The sequence below is a fragment of the Pectinatus cerevisiiphilus genome, from assembly GCF_004341685.1.
GTDB lineage: Bacteria > Bacillota > Negativicutes > Selenomonadales > Selenomonadaceae > Pectinatus > Pectinatus cerevisiiphilus.
Map to the genome: position 1 here is coordinate 30,983 of NZ_SMAA01000007.1, position 16,906 is coordinate 47,888.

General features: G+C 36.4%; 19 protein-coding genes. 2 read left to right on the top strand and 17 right to left on the bottom strand.

The genetic code is table 11. From position 1 onward, the window contains the following. The first annotated feature begins 15 nt into the window (after positions 1-15). Both rpoD and EDC37_RS05965 read left to right on the top strand, forming a co-directional pair. On the top strand, positions 16-1,146 hold the full coding sequence (gene rpoD / locus EDC37_RS05960) for an RNA polymerase sigma factor RpoD (RefSeq protein WP_132548966.1): 1,131 nt from the start codon (positions 16-18) through the stop codon (positions 1,144-1,146). Positions 1,147-1,158: 12 nt separating this feature from the next. Further along, on the top strand, positions 1,159-1,638 hold the full coding sequence (locus tag EDC37_RS05965; RefSeq protein ID WP_132548969.1) for an S-adenosylmethionine decarboxylase family protein: 480 nt from the start codon (positions 1,159-1,161) through the stop codon (positions 1,636-1,638). A gap of 730 nt (positions 1,639-2,368) precedes the next feature. Here EDC37_RS05965 and dhaL read toward each other — a convergent pair. The 17 genes from dhaL to dxs form a co-directional block, all read right to left on the bottom strand. Next, positions 2,369-2,989 (bottom strand): dihydroxyacetone kinase subunit DhaL, encoded by a 621-nt coding sequence (gene dhaL / locus EDC37_RS05970; RefSeq protein WP_330998884.1) that lies wholly within the window; start codon positions 2,987-2,989, stop codon positions 2,369-2,371. Between the two features lie 330 nt (positions 2,990-3,319). After that, positions 3,320-4,339 carry an ABC transporter substrate-binding protein gene (locus EDC37_RS05975; RefSeq protein ID WP_132548972.1) on the bottom strand — a complete coding sequence of 340 codons (1,020 nt, stop codon included), beginning with the start codon at positions 4,337-4,339 and terminating at the stop codon, positions 3,320-3,322. Positions 4,340-4,385: 46 nt separating this feature from the next. Next, positions 4,386-4,616: a hypothetical protein gene (locus tag EDC37_RS05980; protein WP_132548975.1), complete on the bottom strand. Its 231-nt coding sequence runs from the start codon at positions 4,614-4,616 to the stop codon at positions 4,386-4,388. 15 nt (positions 4,617-4,631) lie between these two features. After that, complete coding sequence (locus EDC37_RS12595; RefSeq protein WP_341539304.1) at positions 4,632-5,123, bottom strand: ABC transporter ATP-binding protein; 492 nt, start codon at positions 5,121-5,123, stop codon at positions 4,632-4,634. Further along, positions 5,084-5,443: an ATP-binding cassette domain-containing protein gene (locus EDC37_RS12600; RefSeq protein ID WP_279388544.1), complete on the bottom strand. Its 360-nt coding sequence runs from the start codon at positions 5,441-5,443 to the stop codon at positions 5,084-5,086. The genes EDC37_RS12595 and EDC37_RS12600 overlap by 40 nt, the downstream gene beginning before the upstream one ends. Positions 5,444-5,465: 22 nt before the next feature. Next, on the bottom strand, positions 5,466-6,257 hold the full coding sequence (locus EDC37_RS05990) for an ABC transporter permease (protein WP_132548978.1): 792 nt from the start codon (positions 6,255-6,257) through the stop codon (positions 5,466-5,468). 258 nt (positions 6,258-6,515) lie between these two features. Next, positions 6,516-7,748 carry a nickel pincer cofactor-dependent isomerase, group 22 gene (locus EDC37_RS05995; protein ID WP_132548979.1) on the bottom strand — a complete coding sequence of 411 codons (1,233 nt, stop codon included), beginning with the start codon at positions 7,746-7,748 and terminating at the stop codon, positions 6,516-6,518. A 209-nt stretch (positions 7,749-7,957) separates the two neighbouring features. Further along, on the bottom strand, positions 7,958-8,464 hold the full coding sequence (gene scpB, locus EDC37_RS06000) for an SMC-Scp complex subunit ScpB (RefSeq protein WP_132548980.1): 507 nt from the start codon (positions 8,462-8,464) through the stop codon (positions 7,958-7,960). Further along, positions 8,454-9,191 carry a segregation and condensation protein A gene (locus EDC37_RS06005; RefSeq protein WP_132548981.1) on the bottom strand — a complete coding sequence of 246 codons (738 nt, stop codon included), beginning with the start codon at positions 9,189-9,191 and terminating at the stop codon, positions 8,454-8,456. The genes scpB and EDC37_RS06005 overlap by 11 nt, the downstream gene beginning before the upstream one ends. Before the next feature lie 89 nt (positions 9,192-9,280). Then, entirely contained in the window at positions 9,281-9,916 is a 636-nt protein-coding gene (locus EDC37_RS06010) for a site-2 protease family protein (protein ID WP_132548983.1), read from the bottom strand. Between the two features lie 23 nt (positions 9,917-9,939). Then, positions 9,940-10,491 (bottom strand): NUDIX domain-containing protein, encoded by a 552-nt coding sequence (locus EDC37_RS06015; RefSeq protein ID WP_132548985.1) that lies wholly within the window; start codon positions 10,489-10,491, stop codon positions 9,940-9,942. A gap of 55 nt (positions 10,492-10,546) precedes the next feature. Next, positions 10,547-12,241, bottom strand: coding sequence for a DNA repair protein RecN (recN, locus tag EDC37_RS06020; RefSeq protein WP_132548987.1), 1,695 nt, complete (start codon positions 12,239-12,241; stop codon positions 10,547-10,549). 28 nt (positions 12,242-12,269) lie between these two features. After that, positions 12,270-12,722 carry an arginine repressor gene (gene argR, locus EDC37_RS06025; protein ID WP_132548989.1) on the bottom strand — a complete coding sequence of 151 codons (453 nt, stop codon included), beginning with the start codon at positions 12,720-12,722 and terminating at the stop codon, positions 12,270-12,272. A gap of 6 nt (positions 12,723-12,728) precedes the next feature. Further along, the gene (mnmM, locus tag EDC37_RS06030) at positions 12,729-13,286 is read right to left on the bottom strand and encodes a tRNA 5-(aminomethyl)-2-thiouridylate-methyltransferase MnmM (RefSeq protein WP_132548990.1); all 558 of its coding nucleotides are present in this window, start codon (positions 13,284-13,286) and stop codon (positions 12,729-12,731) included. A gap of 1 nt (position 13,287) precedes the next feature. Next, the gene (locus tag EDC37_RS06035) at positions 13,288-14,136 is read right to left on the bottom strand and encodes an NAD(+)/NADH kinase (protein WP_132548992.1); all 849 of its coding nucleotides are present in this window, start codon (positions 14,134-14,136) and stop codon (positions 13,288-13,290) included. A 13-nt stretch (positions 14,137-14,149) separates the two neighbouring features. Then, positions 14,150-14,968 (bottom strand): TlyA family RNA methyltransferase, encoded by an 819-nt coding sequence (locus tag EDC37_RS06040; RefSeq protein WP_132548994.1) that lies wholly within the window; start codon positions 14,966-14,968, stop codon positions 14,150-14,152. Between the two features lie 31 nt (positions 14,969-14,999). Beyond that, complete coding sequence (gene dxs / locus EDC37_RS06045; RefSeq protein ID WP_132548996.1) at positions 15,000-16,901, bottom strand: 1-deoxy-D-xylulose-5-phosphate synthase; 1,902 nt, start codon at positions 16,899-16,901, stop codon at positions 15,000-15,002. Between the last annotated feature and the right edge of the window lie 5 nt (positions 16,902-16,906).

A 16,906-nucleotide genomic window follows, 5' to 3' on the forward strand; every position in this document is an offset into this window, starting at 1 on the left:
GGAGGAGGCCTGTGAATGCAACAAATAACTAAACAGACACCTGCTGCTATCTCACAAAGTGCCGAATTCATAAAAATCTTACTTTCAAAGGGAAAGAAAAAGGGCGGCGTCCTGACTTACGGAGAAGTAATGGAAGCATTGCAAAACGTTGACCTTTCACCGGAAGAAATAGATGATCTCTATGAAAAGTTCACAAAAAAAGGCATTGATATCGTTGATGAAGGTTCAAACGAAAAAGCTCCTGCTGGAGCAGTTGCGAGTAGTGATACAGACAGTAAAACAGATGAAGATATTGACCTTAGCATACCCGAAGGGATAAACATAGATGATCCCGTCCGTATGTATTTAAAAGAAATTGGGCGCGTTCCTTTATTGAGTGCCGCTGAAGAAATAACGCTGGCAAAACAGATGGAAAATGGTGACATAAACGCGCAAAAAAGATTGGCTGAAGCAAATCTGCGTCTTGTTGTCAGCATTGCCAAAAGATATGTTGGTCGCGGCATGCTCTTCCTTGATCTTATACAGGAAGGTAACCTTGGCCTTATAAAAGCCGTGGAAAAATTTGATTATAACAAAGGATATAAATTTAGTACTTATGCCACATGGTGGATAAGACAAGCTATAACCCGTGCTATCGCAGACCAGGCACGTACTATCCGTATTCCTGTCCACATGGTAGAGACAATTAATAAACTCATCCGTGTTTCCCGCCAACTTTTACAATCTTTAGGCCGCGATCCAACACCAGAAGAAATTGCCAAAGAAATGGAAGTTAGTGTAGAACGTGTTCGGGAAATCATGAAAATCGCCCAAGAACCAGTTTCTTTGGAAACTCCTATTGGTGAAGAAGAAGATTCCCATCTCGGTGATTTTATCGAAGACCACGATGCTCCTGCACCAGCTGAAGCTGCTTCATTTGTACTTTTAAAGGAACAGCTTGAAGATGTTCTCAAAACACTTACCCCAAGAGAAGAAAAAGTCTTACGCCTTCGTTTCGGTCTTGATGATGGACGTGCTAGAACACTGGAAGAAGTAGGCCAAAGTTTCGGTGTAACACGCGAACGCATTCGTCAAATAGAAGCTAAAGCATTACGAAAACTGCGTCATCCCAGTCGTAGTAAAAAACTGAAAGACTTCCTCGAATAAAGGAGTATTTGTGTGAATATTTTAGCACGCCAGCTCGTTATTGATATGTATAACTGTAAACCGGAAAAATTACAAAGCGCCCCTTTATTGTCGGATGCTTTAAAAAATACCCTCTCCAATGTAGGGTTCACTCCTTCGCAGCCATATGTGACCACTTTTGACGAAAATCATTTCATCATTTTTATTCCTTTAGATGAAGGACATCTTACCATCCATGCATATCCAACTCTAAAATATGCTGCTATTGATTTATTTATCTGCAAGCAGAATAATTTACCAGAAAAAGCTGTTCATGCATTACGTAAGGTAGTTAAACCTGAAGAAATTAAAATGACTTATTTATGTAGAGGCGACTTTGGTACCATTTCCGATATGAAGCCTCACATTAAAATCAAAATGGCTCCATTGCGCCGTATTCAAAATACAGGAGTAAAAGTTATACATCTGTTACCAGGACGTAATTTAATGAAAAAACTCCGGCGGAAAAAATAATTAAACATCATAAAAAAGATACCGTAGAATGTGAGCTGCCTTCCAAAAGTTAGACCTCAAAATCTAACGAATGGGGGCAGTTCATTTTCCTACGGTATCCTTTTTTTGTATCTTTGTATCAATAATATAATAAATAAAAGCAGCTTGCGTTTCTATTACACAAGCTGCTTTCAACAATAATTCAATATCAATACCTCTTTATTCTTTTGTCTGTGCATATTTTTTCGCGATTAAAAACACGCACTTTATAAAACATAGCCAGCTAATTGTAAATGACGCGTAATCGCTATCATTCAATATAATTGAAAACATTCAACATACACGATCTATTCAATTATACTTTAAACTTAATGCGGCGCATTATTATAAATATAAACTTACCCTCTGACAATTTCCACAATATAGTGTCTATATTACTTATCTAGGTAACAGTAACTTCAATCCTCGTACACCTCAGCAAAAATTGCTACCAAACAGAAAAGCATAAAGGAATTTAATAATTTGTCACGTCCCTTCTAATCTTTCCGCAAGAATTTCTTTATATTGATCAATATTAAACTTTATATACCAGAAAAACAATACCTATATAAGAACTATATTAGGTTTATCTTTCTTCATTTGTATTATAACAAACATTCCCCTAAAATGCAATATAAATAATTAATTAATTATAAATTTTCAGAAATAATGACTGCTATATCTATCTTGCGAATAGATATAGCAGTCATTATTAATATTTCAAAAAATTGAATAATTCACGAACCATAATCAAAGAAGACATTGCTCCTGGATCCTCATGTCCGATACTTCTTTCCCCAATGTACGAAGCGCGCCCCTTAGTTGCAGGAATAGTCTTTGTATAATCAAGTCCTTCTTTTGCTGCCTTTACTGCAGTTTCTATGCATTTATACAAAGTCTTATCGCCAGCCTTCTCAGGTGTAAAACATTCATACACAGGAATTAATACATCAAGCATTGTTTTTTCGCCGGTATCAGAATGTCCACGTTTTTTTATCCCATCTATTGCTGCACCTAGAAGTTTTTCTACAGTTTTTACATTAAAAGCTGTATTTTCATCACAAAGTGCTGCCGCTCGTAAAAATGCTGTTGCATACAGAGGGCCGGACGCACCGCCAATATTTTCTGAAAAGGCAGTCCCTACAACAGAAAAAACTTTTTTGGTACTCAGATCTTCTAGTGCATCTAAAGCGTCTATAGCTGCAGCAAAACCGCGAGCCATATTGGTTCCATGATCACTATCACCAATAGAATCCAGTCGATTCAATAAATCTCGCTGCTTGATAACTGCTGCAGCAATGTGGTCAAGTGCATCTTTTAATCTAGTCAACATAATTCCCCCAAAAATAGAATCATATTTATTGTAACATAAAATATCACTGTTTATAAATATGATTTCAAATTTTTATATATTTTTTTCTTTTCTCGTATTCTAATATACTGATTCTACTAAGCTTAAGAATACAGCTAAACTGTAAAAAAACTTATTGAAAACGTATATCATATAACATATTTCTCCATAAAGTACATATTTCCCTTCTCAAATACTAAACACGTTGCCCTCCTATGAAAAATAAATAGAACTTCCAATCGTATAATAATACGATTAGGAGTTCTATATTTGTTAATAAATTAGTTTATTATTTTCTATAAGATCATTGGCTTACTGTGCGTTTAAGAAAGATCCATCTATAATAGAATTTGCATCTATTTCTTTATCAATCAAGCCAAGATCCTTCCAAAGTTTTGCCGCTAAAGCTGTAACTTTATAAAAATCTCCCTTTGTATCTGATGTCCCAAAATATTTTTCGTTACCAACTTTATCATAAAATTTTACATCATTTAATTCATCTTTAACACTCTCTGGTTTTTCACCAACCCTCTTTGCAATTATAGCTATAGCATCATCATTATTTGTTTTCATATACTCAAGTGCTTCATACCAGCCTGCCACTATTGCTTTTGCAGCCTGAGGGTGTTCTTTTATATAAGATTTCTTCATAGCAAATGTATCAACAATTACTCCAGGATTTGCATTACTATCAATTAATGTATGTCCAAAATCGGTTTTTTCTGCTTTAGAAAGCCATGGTTGCCATGTAATTGCCGCATCTACTTTACCGGCGACAAAAGCTGCTCCTGCATCTCCAGCAGACATATTCTGTACGTCAAAATCTTTCAATGTCATTCCTTTTTGCTGAAGTAAATACTGAAACCAAAAATAATCGGCCCCCCCAGTCGTATCAAGTGCTATTTTCTTTCCCTTTAAATCTTCTATCGTATTATATTCTTTTTTGGCAACTATACCATCACCACCTGCTGAAGTATCAAGAGCTAAAATTTGCACTAAATCTATTCCTGCCGCTGCATTCATGACCTGTGTTGACATATCAGTAGAAACCCCTTGTATTCTATCTGCAGCCAGTGCCGTTTTACTATCTGTCTTACTTTCAATAGACTGTATTTCCACATCAGCGCCATGTTCCTTAAAAAAACCTTTTTCTTCTGCTATATAAAGTGGAGCAAAGCCAATCCATGAGGATTGTCCAATAATTACCTTTTCATTTTTCCCTTCTTCTCCTGATCCAGAAGAAGAAGGGCTTGTATTACCACACCCTGCTACTGCTAGCAATGCAGCTAAAACCATTCCAACTACAAGTAATTTTTGCCAAATAAAATTCATAATATAATCCTCCTATATATAATAGATGCTCCCATATAAAACGCCATTAAAACTTATCACCCTTTTGAATCAAATTAATTTCTCTTACCCAAAAAGCTATCTTTTTATGTTCTTCATTATAATACAGTACATTTCCACCTATTATTGCTTCCATATTACTTGGATTCCCATAATTAAATTCTATAAATTCCACTGCACTTTCCAATTCATAAGTATAGCCTATGACGAGCCGTGTTTCTTGATTCTCTTCTGTAACAAATTTTCGTATTAAATACATAAGCCTTTCCTCCTCTCAACTCAATTTTAGAAGTTTCATACTTTCTTCTCGAATAATATCAGTTGCGCGTTCTTTGTACTCAATAAATGATTGTGATGTTTTAACATGATAATTACGTGGTCTTGGTATTCCATCCTTTACATCTAATATTTCTTTAATTTTTCCCGGTCTAGCAGACATTATTGCCACTCTGTCTGCCAAGAAAATAGCTTCATCAATATCATGAGTCACCATTATTATTGTTTTAGGTGATTTTTGCCAAATATCAAGCAAAAGTTCCTGCATTACCCCCCTTGTCTGCATATCAAGAGCTCCAAACGGTTCATCTAAAAGCAATACACTCGGATCATTAGCCAATGCCCTTGCTATAGCTACTCGTTGTCTCATCCCTCCTGACAAAGAATTGGGGTATTGGTTCTCAAAACCTTTTAGTCCTACTAAGTCAGCATAATGCTCAGCAATTTCTCTTACTTGTCTACCAGATGCTTTTTTTGTTTTAAACCGAATTGTATATTTTCAGAAATCGTCATCCACGGAAAAAGATTATATGCCTGAAAAACCATTCCTCTATCTGCACCTGGACCTGTTATTGTTTTCCCTTGATTAATTATTTTACCTTCTGTAGTTTTTTCCAGTCCACAAATTATACGCAATAAAGTTGATTTACCGCATCCTGATGTTCCTAATAGTGCTAGAAATTCATTAGGTTTTACATGCAAACTGATATTATCCAATGCCAAGATATTCCCCTTTTGAGTCTCATATATCTTAGTTACATTATCTACATCAAGACCTGTATTACTAGTTTCTACGTCTTTTATCTGCATTTATATTCCTTCCTCTTAGTTATCAATTATTCCAAAAAAAGAATTTTTTATGACAAATTTTAAATAAGACATCTATTATCATGCCTATAAGCCCTATCGTAAGGATGCCTACAAAAATATTAGCCGTATTCATCATTCTTTGTGATTGTATTATCATGAAACCAATTCCGGAAGATGCTCCTACTAACTCTGCTACTATTACATAAGTCCATGCCCATCCTAAAACTGTTCGAAAAGTGTCCATTATATCTGGTAATGCTTTAGGAAGAATTATCTTCCACAACACATTTGCTTTAGTAGTCCCTAGTGTATAAGATACCTCTATCATGGATAAGGGTACATTACGGACATTAGTTGCAATCATTAAAATTAATTGTGGCAAACTTCCTAAGATTATTACAGCAATTTTTTCTGGTTCATCAATACCAATCCACAAAATGAACAGAGGAATAAATGCTGAGGCAGGTAAATATCTAACAAATGAAACCACATATTCCAAAAAAGCCGAAACAGGTGCATATGTCCCGATCATAAGTCCTAATGGCAACGCAATCACTGCTGCTATTATAAATCCAGCCATAACACGAAATACTGTTATACCTATATCTTTTATAAAATCTCCTTGTGTAAATAAATTTATTGCAGTTTTTACTACCTCAGTTGGAGGTGGTAAAAAAAATGGATCTACTTTACCCGTTAATGTAAATACTGCCCATATTCCTAAAATTATTGCAAAAGCCACCGTTGCTATAAAAAAAACATGTGTGGATTTTATTTTTTCTTTAGGCATAAATGCATCTAATAATGAATTCATTTTTTCCTCCTATAATATATAAATATTTATTACATAATTATTTTATAGCCACCACACATACCTCCATACATCATAATTTAAATAAATCATTTTTAATTATTAATGATAATTTCATTTATATAAAATTATAAATAAAAAATGGTGCTTATCTCGGATAAGATAAGCACCATTGCTTTTATGTATTTTATAATAATATGAAATAAGAAATTTGTCAATATATATTATTTTATTATTTGTTTAATCATAACTTTTGCAGTATCATGTTTGAACTTCCATATATTCATTTTTCTTCACTTCGGGCAATAAAGCTTCAGATACTTCTATATACTCTAATTGTAAAGTATTTTTAATACGAACAATTTTTAGGTTTTTCTTTTGCACATTACGAATAGTCCGAACAGCTATACGGATAGCTTCCTCTTCTGTATCAACCATAAGTGGTATTTTAACATCTTCTATACATTTACAAGCCACTGCATTTGTATACATGGCTTCAAAATCCAATTTATGAAATACCTTTTTTGTAATAATATCAAACAAACCTAATCCTATACCATTACCATGAGAACTATCAGTTATATCCAATAATATCATTTTTTTTATTTTGGGAAATGGTAACATAAATTCTTTTAATACGGAACTTCTTCCTACTATATTAGGGTCATATCCAGCTCCTGAAATATTTTTACCAATTTCTTTCATAATCAACACATCAACTGCAGTTAATCTAATGAAAGGCATATATTTTTTTGCTGTCTTTAAAAGTATTTTCTCCTGTGCAACTATATGTTCTGCTGGGATAACATCTATACATGCTGTTTTATCATATCCATTCTCAAGAATAGCAACACCAAACCCTACATTTGTTTTCTCGATGATTGTCTTGGCTCCCTCTTCAATTATTTGAGAAAATTTAGAAGGGACCACTTCATGAATAGTTGAGCACCCCTTTTGATTTCCTAATCCTATCACAAGCATCTTACAAAGTCCGCTTTGAATGTCACCAACAAAGTCTGTATGTATCTTTATTCGATTAATAGGTATTATCAAATCTGCTTTTATAGCTTCTTGATCAAAAAATAATGGTACATTACTTGAAAGTACTCCTATTTTCCGCACATTAACCTTTGTTACTATTGGTATGTGTAAATTATCTTCAGTAATACCATAGCTTGACAAAATCTCTCTTTGTCCTTCTTCTGTTCCATTACCATGGCTTCCCATAGCTGATAAGATAAACGGTTTAGCTCCTTTTTCGAGCAGTACATTCACTACCGTAGAAACTATTGTAAGTATATTTTTTATACCTCTGCTTCCTACACAAACAGCCACACGCATTCCAGGTAAAATTTTTTTAGACACATCAGTAACCATCATTTTCTGTCTTATTATTTCTGGAATGTTTACTAATTCATCATTTGGAAAAATCTGCCTTATTTTATACATTCTCGGTAAATTATATTTTGTATTATCTTCCAGTAAGATAGCCATAAAATTCTCCCTCATAATTAGAATAATGTATTAATTTAAAAAATCTTTTTATATAATTAATGATATATTTATTTATTGAATAAGTAAAAAAATGGCACCTATCATAAGATAAGCGCCTTTGCTTTCATTTGTTTATTGTATCTATTTTAAGATTATTTGTCAAATACATCATATATATTACCTAATTGATATTGCAACTTATCTCCTCATCAAAAAGGCAGCGACGGCAATTGGTTAAGATCGGCCAATCCAAAGCATTTCAAAAAAGTATTTGTCGTTCCATACATAATAGGACGCCCTACTACCTTTTTCCGCCCCAGTTCCTGAATTAATTCCCGTTCTAAAAGCTTATTTATAATACTGTCTGCGCGGACACCCCGTATGTTTTCAATCTCCTGTTTAGTTATTGGCTGCTTAAAGGCAATAATAGACAATGTTTCCATTGCCGGTGCAGATAATTTTTTATCTGTTATTGCTGTCAATTTTTCCAAGTAACTAGCCATTTCCGGTTTTGTACACATTTGATAGGAATTAGCTATCTTTTTTATCATAAGGCCACAGCCATCCCTATTCAGATCTTTCTGCAGTTCTGCTATCAAAGCTGCAACATTTTCCGTATCGACTTCCAAAATCTCCGCTATCTGTTCAACAGGTAATGGATCGGCACAAACAAACAGCATTGCCTCAAGTGGTGCCTTCAATTTTTCATAAAACATTTTCTTCATCATTCCTCAAAAAAATATATATCGGTGAAAAAGAATAATTTTGTTTTATAGATATTCTTTGTAATTTTATTAATTCCAACATTGCCAAAAAAGTAACAATCATTTCCATTCTATTACTGTCATCACTGAATGCTTCTGTAAAAGGCAAGGTATTTTGTTCTTTATCTTTTAACAATTTTAATATTATAAGCATTTTATCCTGTACACTGAACTTATCCCGAGTGACCTTTTTTATAGGCTCATTAGCCAATTGGCCTTCCATCACATTTTGGAAAGCCTGCCATAGCATCTTCATATCCAAATTTTGCGGTGGTAAATACCGCACAGGCCCGAGACTTGATTCCCTGTAAAAAATTTTTTCCTGTACCGCTGCCATTTCATCAAGCACATTGCTTATTTCCTTAAAACGGCGATATTCCAAAAGGCGTTCCACAAGTTCTTGCCGCGGATCATCTTCTTGCTGGTCTTCCGCCTCATGTTGCCGTTCTGGCAGCATGATACGTGATTTTATTTGTAGTAATTCTGCCGCCATAAGTAAAAATTCGCTGGCTATTTCAATGTTAAATTCACGGAACTGATTAAGATAAGTAAGATATTGTTCTGTCAAAACAGCCACCGGTATATCATAAATATCAATTTTATTTTTTTCAATTAAGTGCAAAAGCAAATCGAGCGGACCCTCAAAAGCTTTTAAATGTACTTTATATTCTAAAGACATAATATCATCCTATACCCACGCACACCACACAGGCCCTCATTTGTCAGCGGGAGCCCGTATGGTGTGTGTATTTTTCAATATTGGTGTATTTAAATTTGAATCAGCAATGCCATAACAAATCTAATCAAGTTCATGATTGGTATAGTAAACAGACTCAGAAAGTTTCCCAGCATACGGGTATTAGCGAGTAATAAAAAAACTACAAGAATAACCATACTATAGCGTTCTATCTGCGCATACTGTCTGGCGAGTTCATAAGGTAAAATGTTCATTAGTATTCTCGATCCATCCAGTGGAGGGATAGGCAGCATATTAAATACCGCGAAATTCACATTATAAATCATTACCATCAGTAAAACCTGTGTTAACCATTGTTCCATATAACCAAATTTATAAAGAAGCGCCAATACTATTCCGGCAACAAAAGCTGCTACGATATTGGACGCTGGACCGGCAAGCGAAACAAGAATATCATCCCGCCGCATATTGCGAAAATTTCTTGGGTTTATCATGACAGGCCTAGCCCAACCAAATTTAAAAAGAAACAACGCAATCAGGCCCCACGGATCAATATGTGCTATAGGGTTTAGAGTGAGTCTGCCCTGCAGCCGAGGGGTAAAATCACCGCAATATACTGCGGCTCTGGCATGTGCATATTCATGAACCGTCAGAGCAATAATAAGACCCGGAATTCCATAGATCATTTCAGGGCCAAAACCAAACATAAGGACCTCCTATCGCTGAACACTCAGCATTTTTTATTTTTGATTCTGTCGACTAAAAGTATCGCTGAAATAGATTTTGCATCTATTATTTCACCATTATATACCATTTCTATAGCCTTTGCCAAAGGAATTGTCACTAAGTTAAGAAATTCGTCATCATCTGGATGCATTTTACCTGCTTTAAGATCTTCCGCTAAATAAGTATGTATATGTTCATTAGAAAAACCAACGGTAGTTGCCAATGTAAAAAGCTTTGTGTATTTTCCAGCAGTATAGCCTGTTTCTTCACTAAGTTCACGTTTAGCACATTCCAGCGGTTCTTCCCCCTTTAGATCAAGTTTTCCTGCTGGTATTTCCAATGTCACCTGCTGAACAGGATAACGATACTGCCGCACCATAATGATATTCCCTTCAGCGGTATATGGTATGACGGCCGATGCGCCAGGATGTTTTATCCATTCTCTGCTGGCATGACGCCCATTGGGCAGCTCCACTTCATCTTTTTTTACATGCAGCAGATTACCATCAAAAACATCTACAGAAGAAATTTTTTTTTCAATTAAATCTTCATACATAATTGCCATCTCCATATCAAAATAATTTTAACTCACTTATAACGTGCTCAAAAGTTCACTTTTTTTGCAACCTTTTTTTCAGTTTGGCATTGTTAAGCATCTCCATTGCATTATCCAACGAAGCTGCCGTTATGTCAATCCCTGAAGCCATACGCGCTATTTCATTGAGCTGTTCCCCTGAAGAAAGTCTTTTAATACGCGTAATTGTATGCTCTTGCTGCACCACTTTATCAATATAAAAATGGGCATCTGCCATACAGGCTATTTGCGGTAAATGGGTAATACACAATACTTGTTTGAAGGCAGCTATTTTCACTATTCGTTCAGCTACCATCTGTGCCGTTTTACCACCTATGCCTGCATCTATTTCATCAAACACCATTATACCTACGCTGTCATTTGCCGCTGTCACTGTTTTTATTGCCAAGGCAATACGTGACAATTCACCACCTGATGCGGTTTTTTGAAGCGGCCTACATTCTTCGCCGATGTTTGCGCAAAATAATATCTGAGCATTTTCCGTACCAGTTTTACTATATTCCTGCGTATCTGTAATCTCTATGACAAATTGGGCATCATGCATTCCCAGATCAAGCAATTGTTCCCTTATCAAGCCGGATAATGATGCCGCCGTCGTTTTACGTAAATTTTTCAACTCACCAGCAGCTTTTTTCAATTTTTCTTCTGCCGAATCAACTTCTGCACGCAGATTATTTATTATAATATCGTAATTTTCTATCTCGTCCAGCTCATCCCTTATTCTTTTCTGATAAGCCAAAACGTCATCAACTTCTGGACCATATTTTCTACAGAGTCTTTCGATATCATCACTGCGCCGTAAAAGGGAATTCAATTTTGCTGGCTCATAATCAATACTATCTATATAATCGCGTACTTCATAGCTGGTTTCCTGCAACTGTATATAAGCATCATCAATTACTTTTTTTGTATTGGCAAAACTTTGGTCATATTTTAAAAGTGCTTCCAAATTTTTTTGGATTTGCGATAAGGATGTCAAAACAGCCGCATTACTGCTATCATCTGAAAGCAACATATGCGTCGATTTTACTAAGTCAGCTATTTTTTCCGCATTGGACAATTTTTTTATCTGTTCTTCGAGCTTTTTGTCTTCATCAGGCTGAATAGCTATTGCCTCAATTTCATCATTTTGCCATCTGAGCATCTCTATCCGTTCCGCATAATTTTTTGATGCATCTTCTTTTTCTGTTAAAGCTTTCACAGCCATTTTATACCTGCTGTATGCTTCTTGGTATTTTTTCATGCATTCTTCAAAGTCCGGTGCAGCACGGTCAACCAAAGCCAATTGTTCTTCAGGGCGCAATAATGACTGGTTCTCATTTTGTCCATGAATATCAATCAAGAGCTCACCTAATTCTTTTAAAACTGCTACTGTAACTTGGCAACCATTTATCTGGATGATATTTCTACCGTTTTTATTTATCTGCCTGACTATGATGATTTCGTCGGTTTCATCAAGGATAGCCTTTTCTTCCAAAAAATTATGTATCATTTTGCTATCAATAGTACAGACAGCTTCAACCCGCAGATAGCTGCCACCATTTCTTATAGTCTCGGTATTTGACCGCTGTCCCATTAATAAACCCAATGCTCCCAGCAACAAGGATTTACCTGCTCCTGTTTCACCAGTCAGTATATTAAGCCCGTTGTCAAAATTGACCTGCAAATGATCAATAAGCGCAAGATTCCATACAGTCAATGTTTTCAGCATACAGACATATCCCTCTTTACCAACAATATCAAGATATAAATTTTTCCAGTTTTTTCATTACTTTCTCTACAGCAGATAAAGGTTTGATAACGACTAAAATATTATCATCACCTGCCACAGTTCCAATTATTTCTGGCCATTTTGCATAATCCAAGGTTGAGGCAACAGCATTTGCGGCTCCCGGCAGTGTCTTTACGACAATAATATTTTCACTACAATCAATGTCGATGACACTGTCATGGAAAATACGTTCCATACGATTTTTAGAAAAGAAAAACTTTTTATCAGAAGGACACGCATAACGGTAACGGCCATCATCTGTAGGTATTTTTATCAGCATCATTTCTTTAATATCTCTTGAAACTGTAGCCTGTGTTACGTCAATATGATGATTGCGCAATGCTTCGGCAAGTTCTTCTTGTGTTTCAATAATTGAGTTTTCAATAATGCTTTTAATTTTCTCATGTCTCAGTGATTTCATCTAAATTCACCCCTGTTTTTCTATCCAACACAATGCCGGAGCATTGATATGGTTGTGCAGTCTATACCAGCACGCTGTAAAAATATGCTTATCCATCATTTTAGTATATTTCAGCAAACTTAGATATTCGTTATAGCCTTCATCATGCCCTGGATAAGCTACAATTGAAATTATGCCATTGGTTTTTAGTAAATCTTTTACTATGTCAACGGTCTTTATTACCGTATCAGCATGGGTAGTTATCTCATGTGCTGCTTCCGGCAAATAGCCTAGATTAAAAAGGACTGCATCGATGGATTTATCTCTCACATATTTCTTTATATTTATATGCGAATCGCATATATAAGATATATTTTTTACATATTCTTTAGTTATTTCTTTGGTATTATCTATGGCTTTTTGCTGAATATCAAATGCGTATATATGCGCACCCTGGGCATTACGTGCTAAAAACAATGTGTCAAGGCCATTGCCACAAGTAGCATCAACGAGTAGTTTGGCATCTTTTACCACTTCTTTTAAAAGACAATGGTTAACCTGTATTGCATTACTGAGTGTCTGCATTTTAATTACTCCGAATCAATTTATTCAATAAAATCTTGTAATAATTTTTGTCGTCAAATTTTATAATTTTAGCAGAAAAAGGTGCCTTACAAACCACCACTTGTTCATCTGAAGCAATAGGATATACATCCTGCCCGTCAAAAGTCAGTATTACTTCCTGGCTCGTATCCTTGACCTTTATACTTATTTCTTCTGTTTCATTTATTATCATAGGACGTACATAAAAGGTATGTGGACAAATAGGTGTGATTAAAAGCACTTTCACCTTAGGATTTATTATCGGCCCTCCTGCTGAAAGGGAATAAGCCGTTGATCCAGTAGAAGTCGAAACAATAAGACCATCAGCACGATAGCTGGGTATTTTATAAGAATCAAACTCCATTTCCAAGCCTACCATGCGGGCCACGCCTGCACTTGTCAGTACAATATCATTTACTGCATACCCCGCCAATTTAAGCGCATTATCTTTTTTTATATAACCGGCGAGCATTAAGCGTTGTTCTATATTATAATTGCCATTTAATATCTTGAGCAATTTATTTTCCAATTCAGGAACCTCAATATCTGCCAAAAAGCCCAGATTCCCTATATTGATACCGCACACAGGTATATTATGTGGCGCTAACAATCTGCAAACACCAAGTAATGTACCATCACCGCCAATGCTAATACCGACATCTATTTCCGCTTTGAGGATATTATCTACGCCGATATCTTCATAACCAAAGAGCTCCGCCATTTCTTGCGGCACAAAAACATCCACATCTTGTTTTGCCAAAAATGTCATCACTCTATCAAGAGTATCCTTACTGGCTGCTTTCTTGCAATTTGGGAAAATACCTATTCTCATTTTTCTTCCTCTATTATTTTTTTATATCAAGAGTTTTATGTGCCTCAGCAACGACACGATCTATCTCTGTATCTTGCAAACTAGAAAGCGCTGGTGTATCACTATTTTTTAAATGAATAAGATATTCAATATTACCCTCTGGTCCCTTAACGGGTGAAAATGTCATATTCTTGATTTCAAACCCTGTTGTCAGTGCAAAATCAGCAATTTTTTTGATGACTGCCTTATGGATGTCTGGATCACGTACAACCCCTTTTTTCCCTACGTTTTCTCTACCTGCTTCAAATTGGGGTTTTATCAGGGCAGCGATTTCACCGTCATTAACCAATAATTCTTTTGCCACTGGAAGAACTTTTGTCAGTGATATAAAGGCTACATCAATAGACGCAAAATCAGCTTGTTCCCCCAGATCAGCCGGTGTAACAAAACGTATATTCGTTCTTTCCATATTTACTACGCGTTTATCGGTACGCAGACTCCAAGCCAACTGTCCATAACCAACATCGATAGCAAAAACCTTCTTTGCTCCGTTTTTCAATGCACAATCAGTAAAACCACCTGTCGAGGCACCTATGTCAATACAAGTTTTTCCTGTCAGGTCAATGGCAAAAACCTTCATTGCTTTTTCCAGCTTCAAGCCACCGCGGCTCACATAACCGATACTGTCACCCAATACTCTTATTGGTAAAGTTGGATCTATCAGTGTACCCGCCTTATCTATTTTTTGTTCATTTACCAGTACCAACCCCGCCATGATAGTGGTTTTAGCCCGCTCGCGGCTATGTACCAGCCCTTTCTCCACCAAAACGACGTCCAACCTTTGCTTGCTCATCCTTCTATGCAGCTCCTCCCAATAATCTGTATCATAATGCACCGGTAGGATTTATCTTATTTATCTCTATATTTTCTTTTATAAAAGAAGCTATTCCCTCAGCTGTAAGGTTATTCATTTGCAAAAGTTCTTTGCGTGAACCTTGCGGAATGAACTGGTCTGGTAAGCCCATACATTTTACTGCACATTGCAGTGCTCCATTTTGGCATAAAAGTTCCAATACAGCCGAACCAAATCCTCCAGCCAAAACATTTTCTTCAACAGTCAAAATAAATTTCTTTGTCGCTGCTAATTTTAATAAAAGATTTTTATCTAACGGTTTGACAAACCTGGCATTGACTACGCTGCAAAAAATTCCCTCAGCCGCCAATTTTTTTGCCGCCTCCACTGCCGGATATACCATTGTACCAATAGCAACTATTGCTATTTCTCCTTTGGTCTCTAAAATCTCTGCCTTTGCTATAGCAATTGGCTGCGGTTCTTTATCCATCTGAACACCATAAGCCTGACCACGCGGATAGCGCAAAACCACAGGTGCCTTACCAGCCAATGCAGTATACATCATGCGTTGCAGTTCATTTTCGTCTTTAGGCGCCATGATCATTATATTAGGAATATGCCGTAAAAACGAATAATCAAATACCCCGTGATGGGTAGGACCGTCTTCTCCGACTATACCTGCCCGATCCAAACAAAGCGTAACAGGCAGCTTTTGCAAACATATGTCGTGCAGAATTTGGTCATACCCACGCTGCGCAAAAGTCGAATAAAGCGCAACGACAGGTTTTTTACCTGCTGCCGCCAATCCGGCAGCCATAGTAATAGCATGTTCTTCAGCAATCCCCACATCAAAAAAGCGCTTCGGATATTGCTGCGCAAACGGAGTCAGCCCTGTCCCTCCAGGCATAGCAGCCGTGATGGCTACTATATCCTTATCAGTTCGTGCCATTTCCAATAATGTTTTACTGAAAACCTGCGTATAAGTTGGTACAGTCGTAGGACTGCTGAGGCTCTCGCCAGTTTGTATATCAAAACGGCCTATGCCGTGAAATTTATCTGGTTTATTTTCAGCAGGAATATAACCTTTTCCTTTTTTTGTAAAAATATGCAGTAATACCGGGCCTCGTATGTTCTCTACCCGCTGCAATACATTTATCAATTCAAACAAATTATTGCCATCCACAGGTCCTATATAGGAAATTCCCATTTCTTCAAAGAGTCCGCCGGCAATAAAAGCATTTTTTATGCTGTCCTTGAGCATTCCTGCTGTTTTATAAACGGTATCACCCAATTTGGGTAAATGATGCAAAAAATTACCCAAATTTTTTTTAGCCTTTGTATATTCGGGTGCCGTCCGTATCTGTGACAGATATGAAGACAGTGCGCCGACATTTTTAGCGATAGACATTTCATTATCATTTAAAATAATGAGCATATCCTTCTTTAAGGCACCGACATTATTTAACGCTTCAAAGGCTTCACCGCCTGTCAAAGCGCCATCACCGATCACCGCTATTACCTTGTAATCTTCATTATCAATATCTCTGGCCGCGGCCATCCCCAGCGCAGCAGAAATAGACGTACTGGCATGGCCTGTCCCAAACGCATCATATATACTTTCAGTCCTTTTGGGGAAACCGGCTAACCCGCCACTTTTACGCAGTGTATAAAACTTATCGCGACGCCCTGTCAAAATTTTATGTGCATAAGCTTGATGGCCTACATCCCAAACAAGCTTATCTATCGGGAAATTGAATACTTTATAGAGTGCTATCGTCAATTCAACAACACCCAGACTGGAAGCGAGATGACCACCGTTTGCAGATGTTACACCAATAATCAGCCGCCTTATTTCTTCGGCAAGTTGCGTTAATTGATTTGGTAAAAGCAATTTTAGATCACTTGTCCGCTTTATATTTTTCAAAATATTCAAGAGTG

Bases quoted from the DNA above. Each gene is read 5' to 3' on its own strand.
- mnmM (WP_132548990.1), bottom strand. From the start codon at position 13,286: ATGCAGACACTCAGTAATGCAATACAGGTTAACCATTGTCTTTTAAAA.
- argR (WP_132548989.1), bottom strand. From the start codon at position 12,722: ATGAAATCACTGAGACATGAGAAAATTAAAAGCATTATTGAAAACTCA.
- EDC37_RS06005 (WP_132548981.1), bottom strand. From the start codon at position 9,191: ATGTCTTTAGAATATAAAGTACATTTAAAAGCTTTTGAGGGTCCGCTC.
- recN (WP_132548987.1), bottom strand. From the start codon at position 12,241: ATGCTGAAAACATTGACTGTATGGAATCTTGCGCTTATTGATCATTTG.
- EDC37_RS06010 (WP_132548983.1), bottom strand. From the start codon at position 9,916: ATGTTTGGTTTTGGCCCTGAAATGATCTATGGAATTCCGGGTCTTATT.
- rpoD (WP_132548966.1), top strand. From the start codon at position 16: ATGCAACAAATAACTAAACAGACACCTGCTGCTATCTCACAAAGTGCC.
- dhaL (WP_330998884.1), bottom strand. From the start codon at position 2,989: ATGTTGACTAGATTAAAAGATGCACTTGACCACATTGCTGCAGCAGTT.
- EDC37_RS06040 (WP_132548994.1), bottom strand. From the start codon at position 14,968: ATGAGCAAGCAAAGGTTGGACGTCGTTTTGGTGGAGAAAGGGCTGGTA.
- EDC37_RS05995 (WP_132548979.1), bottom strand. From the start codon at position 7,748: ATGGCTATCTTACTGGAAGATAATACAAAATATAATTTACCGAGAATG.
- EDC37_RS05975 (WP_132548972.1), bottom strand. From the start codon at position 4,339: ATGAATTTTATTTGGCAAAAATTACTTGTAGTTGGAATGGTTTTAGCT.
- EDC37_RS06015 (WP_132548985.1), bottom strand. From the start codon at position 10,491: ATGTATGAAGATTTAATTGAAAAAAAAATTTCTTCTGTAGATGTTTTT.
- EDC37_RS12600 (WP_279388544.1), bottom strand. From the start codon at position 5,443: ATGCAGATAAAAGACGTAGAAACTAGTAATACAGGTCTTGATGTAGAT.
- EDC37_RS05980 (WP_132548975.1), bottom strand. From the start codon at position 4,616: ATGTATTTAATACGAAAATTTGTTACAGAAGAGAATCAAGAAACACGG.
- EDC37_RS06035 (WP_132548992.1), bottom strand. From the start codon at position 14,136: ATGAGAATAGGTATTTTCCCAAATTGCAAGAAAGCAGCCAGTAAGGAT.
- EDC37_RS05990 (WP_132548978.1), bottom strand. From the start codon at position 6,257: ATGAATTCATTATTAGATGCATTTATGCCTAAAGAAAAAATAAAATCC.
- scpB (WP_132548980.1), bottom strand. From the start codon at position 8,464: ATGTTTTATGAAAAATTGAAGGCACCACTTGAGGCAATGCTGTTTGTT.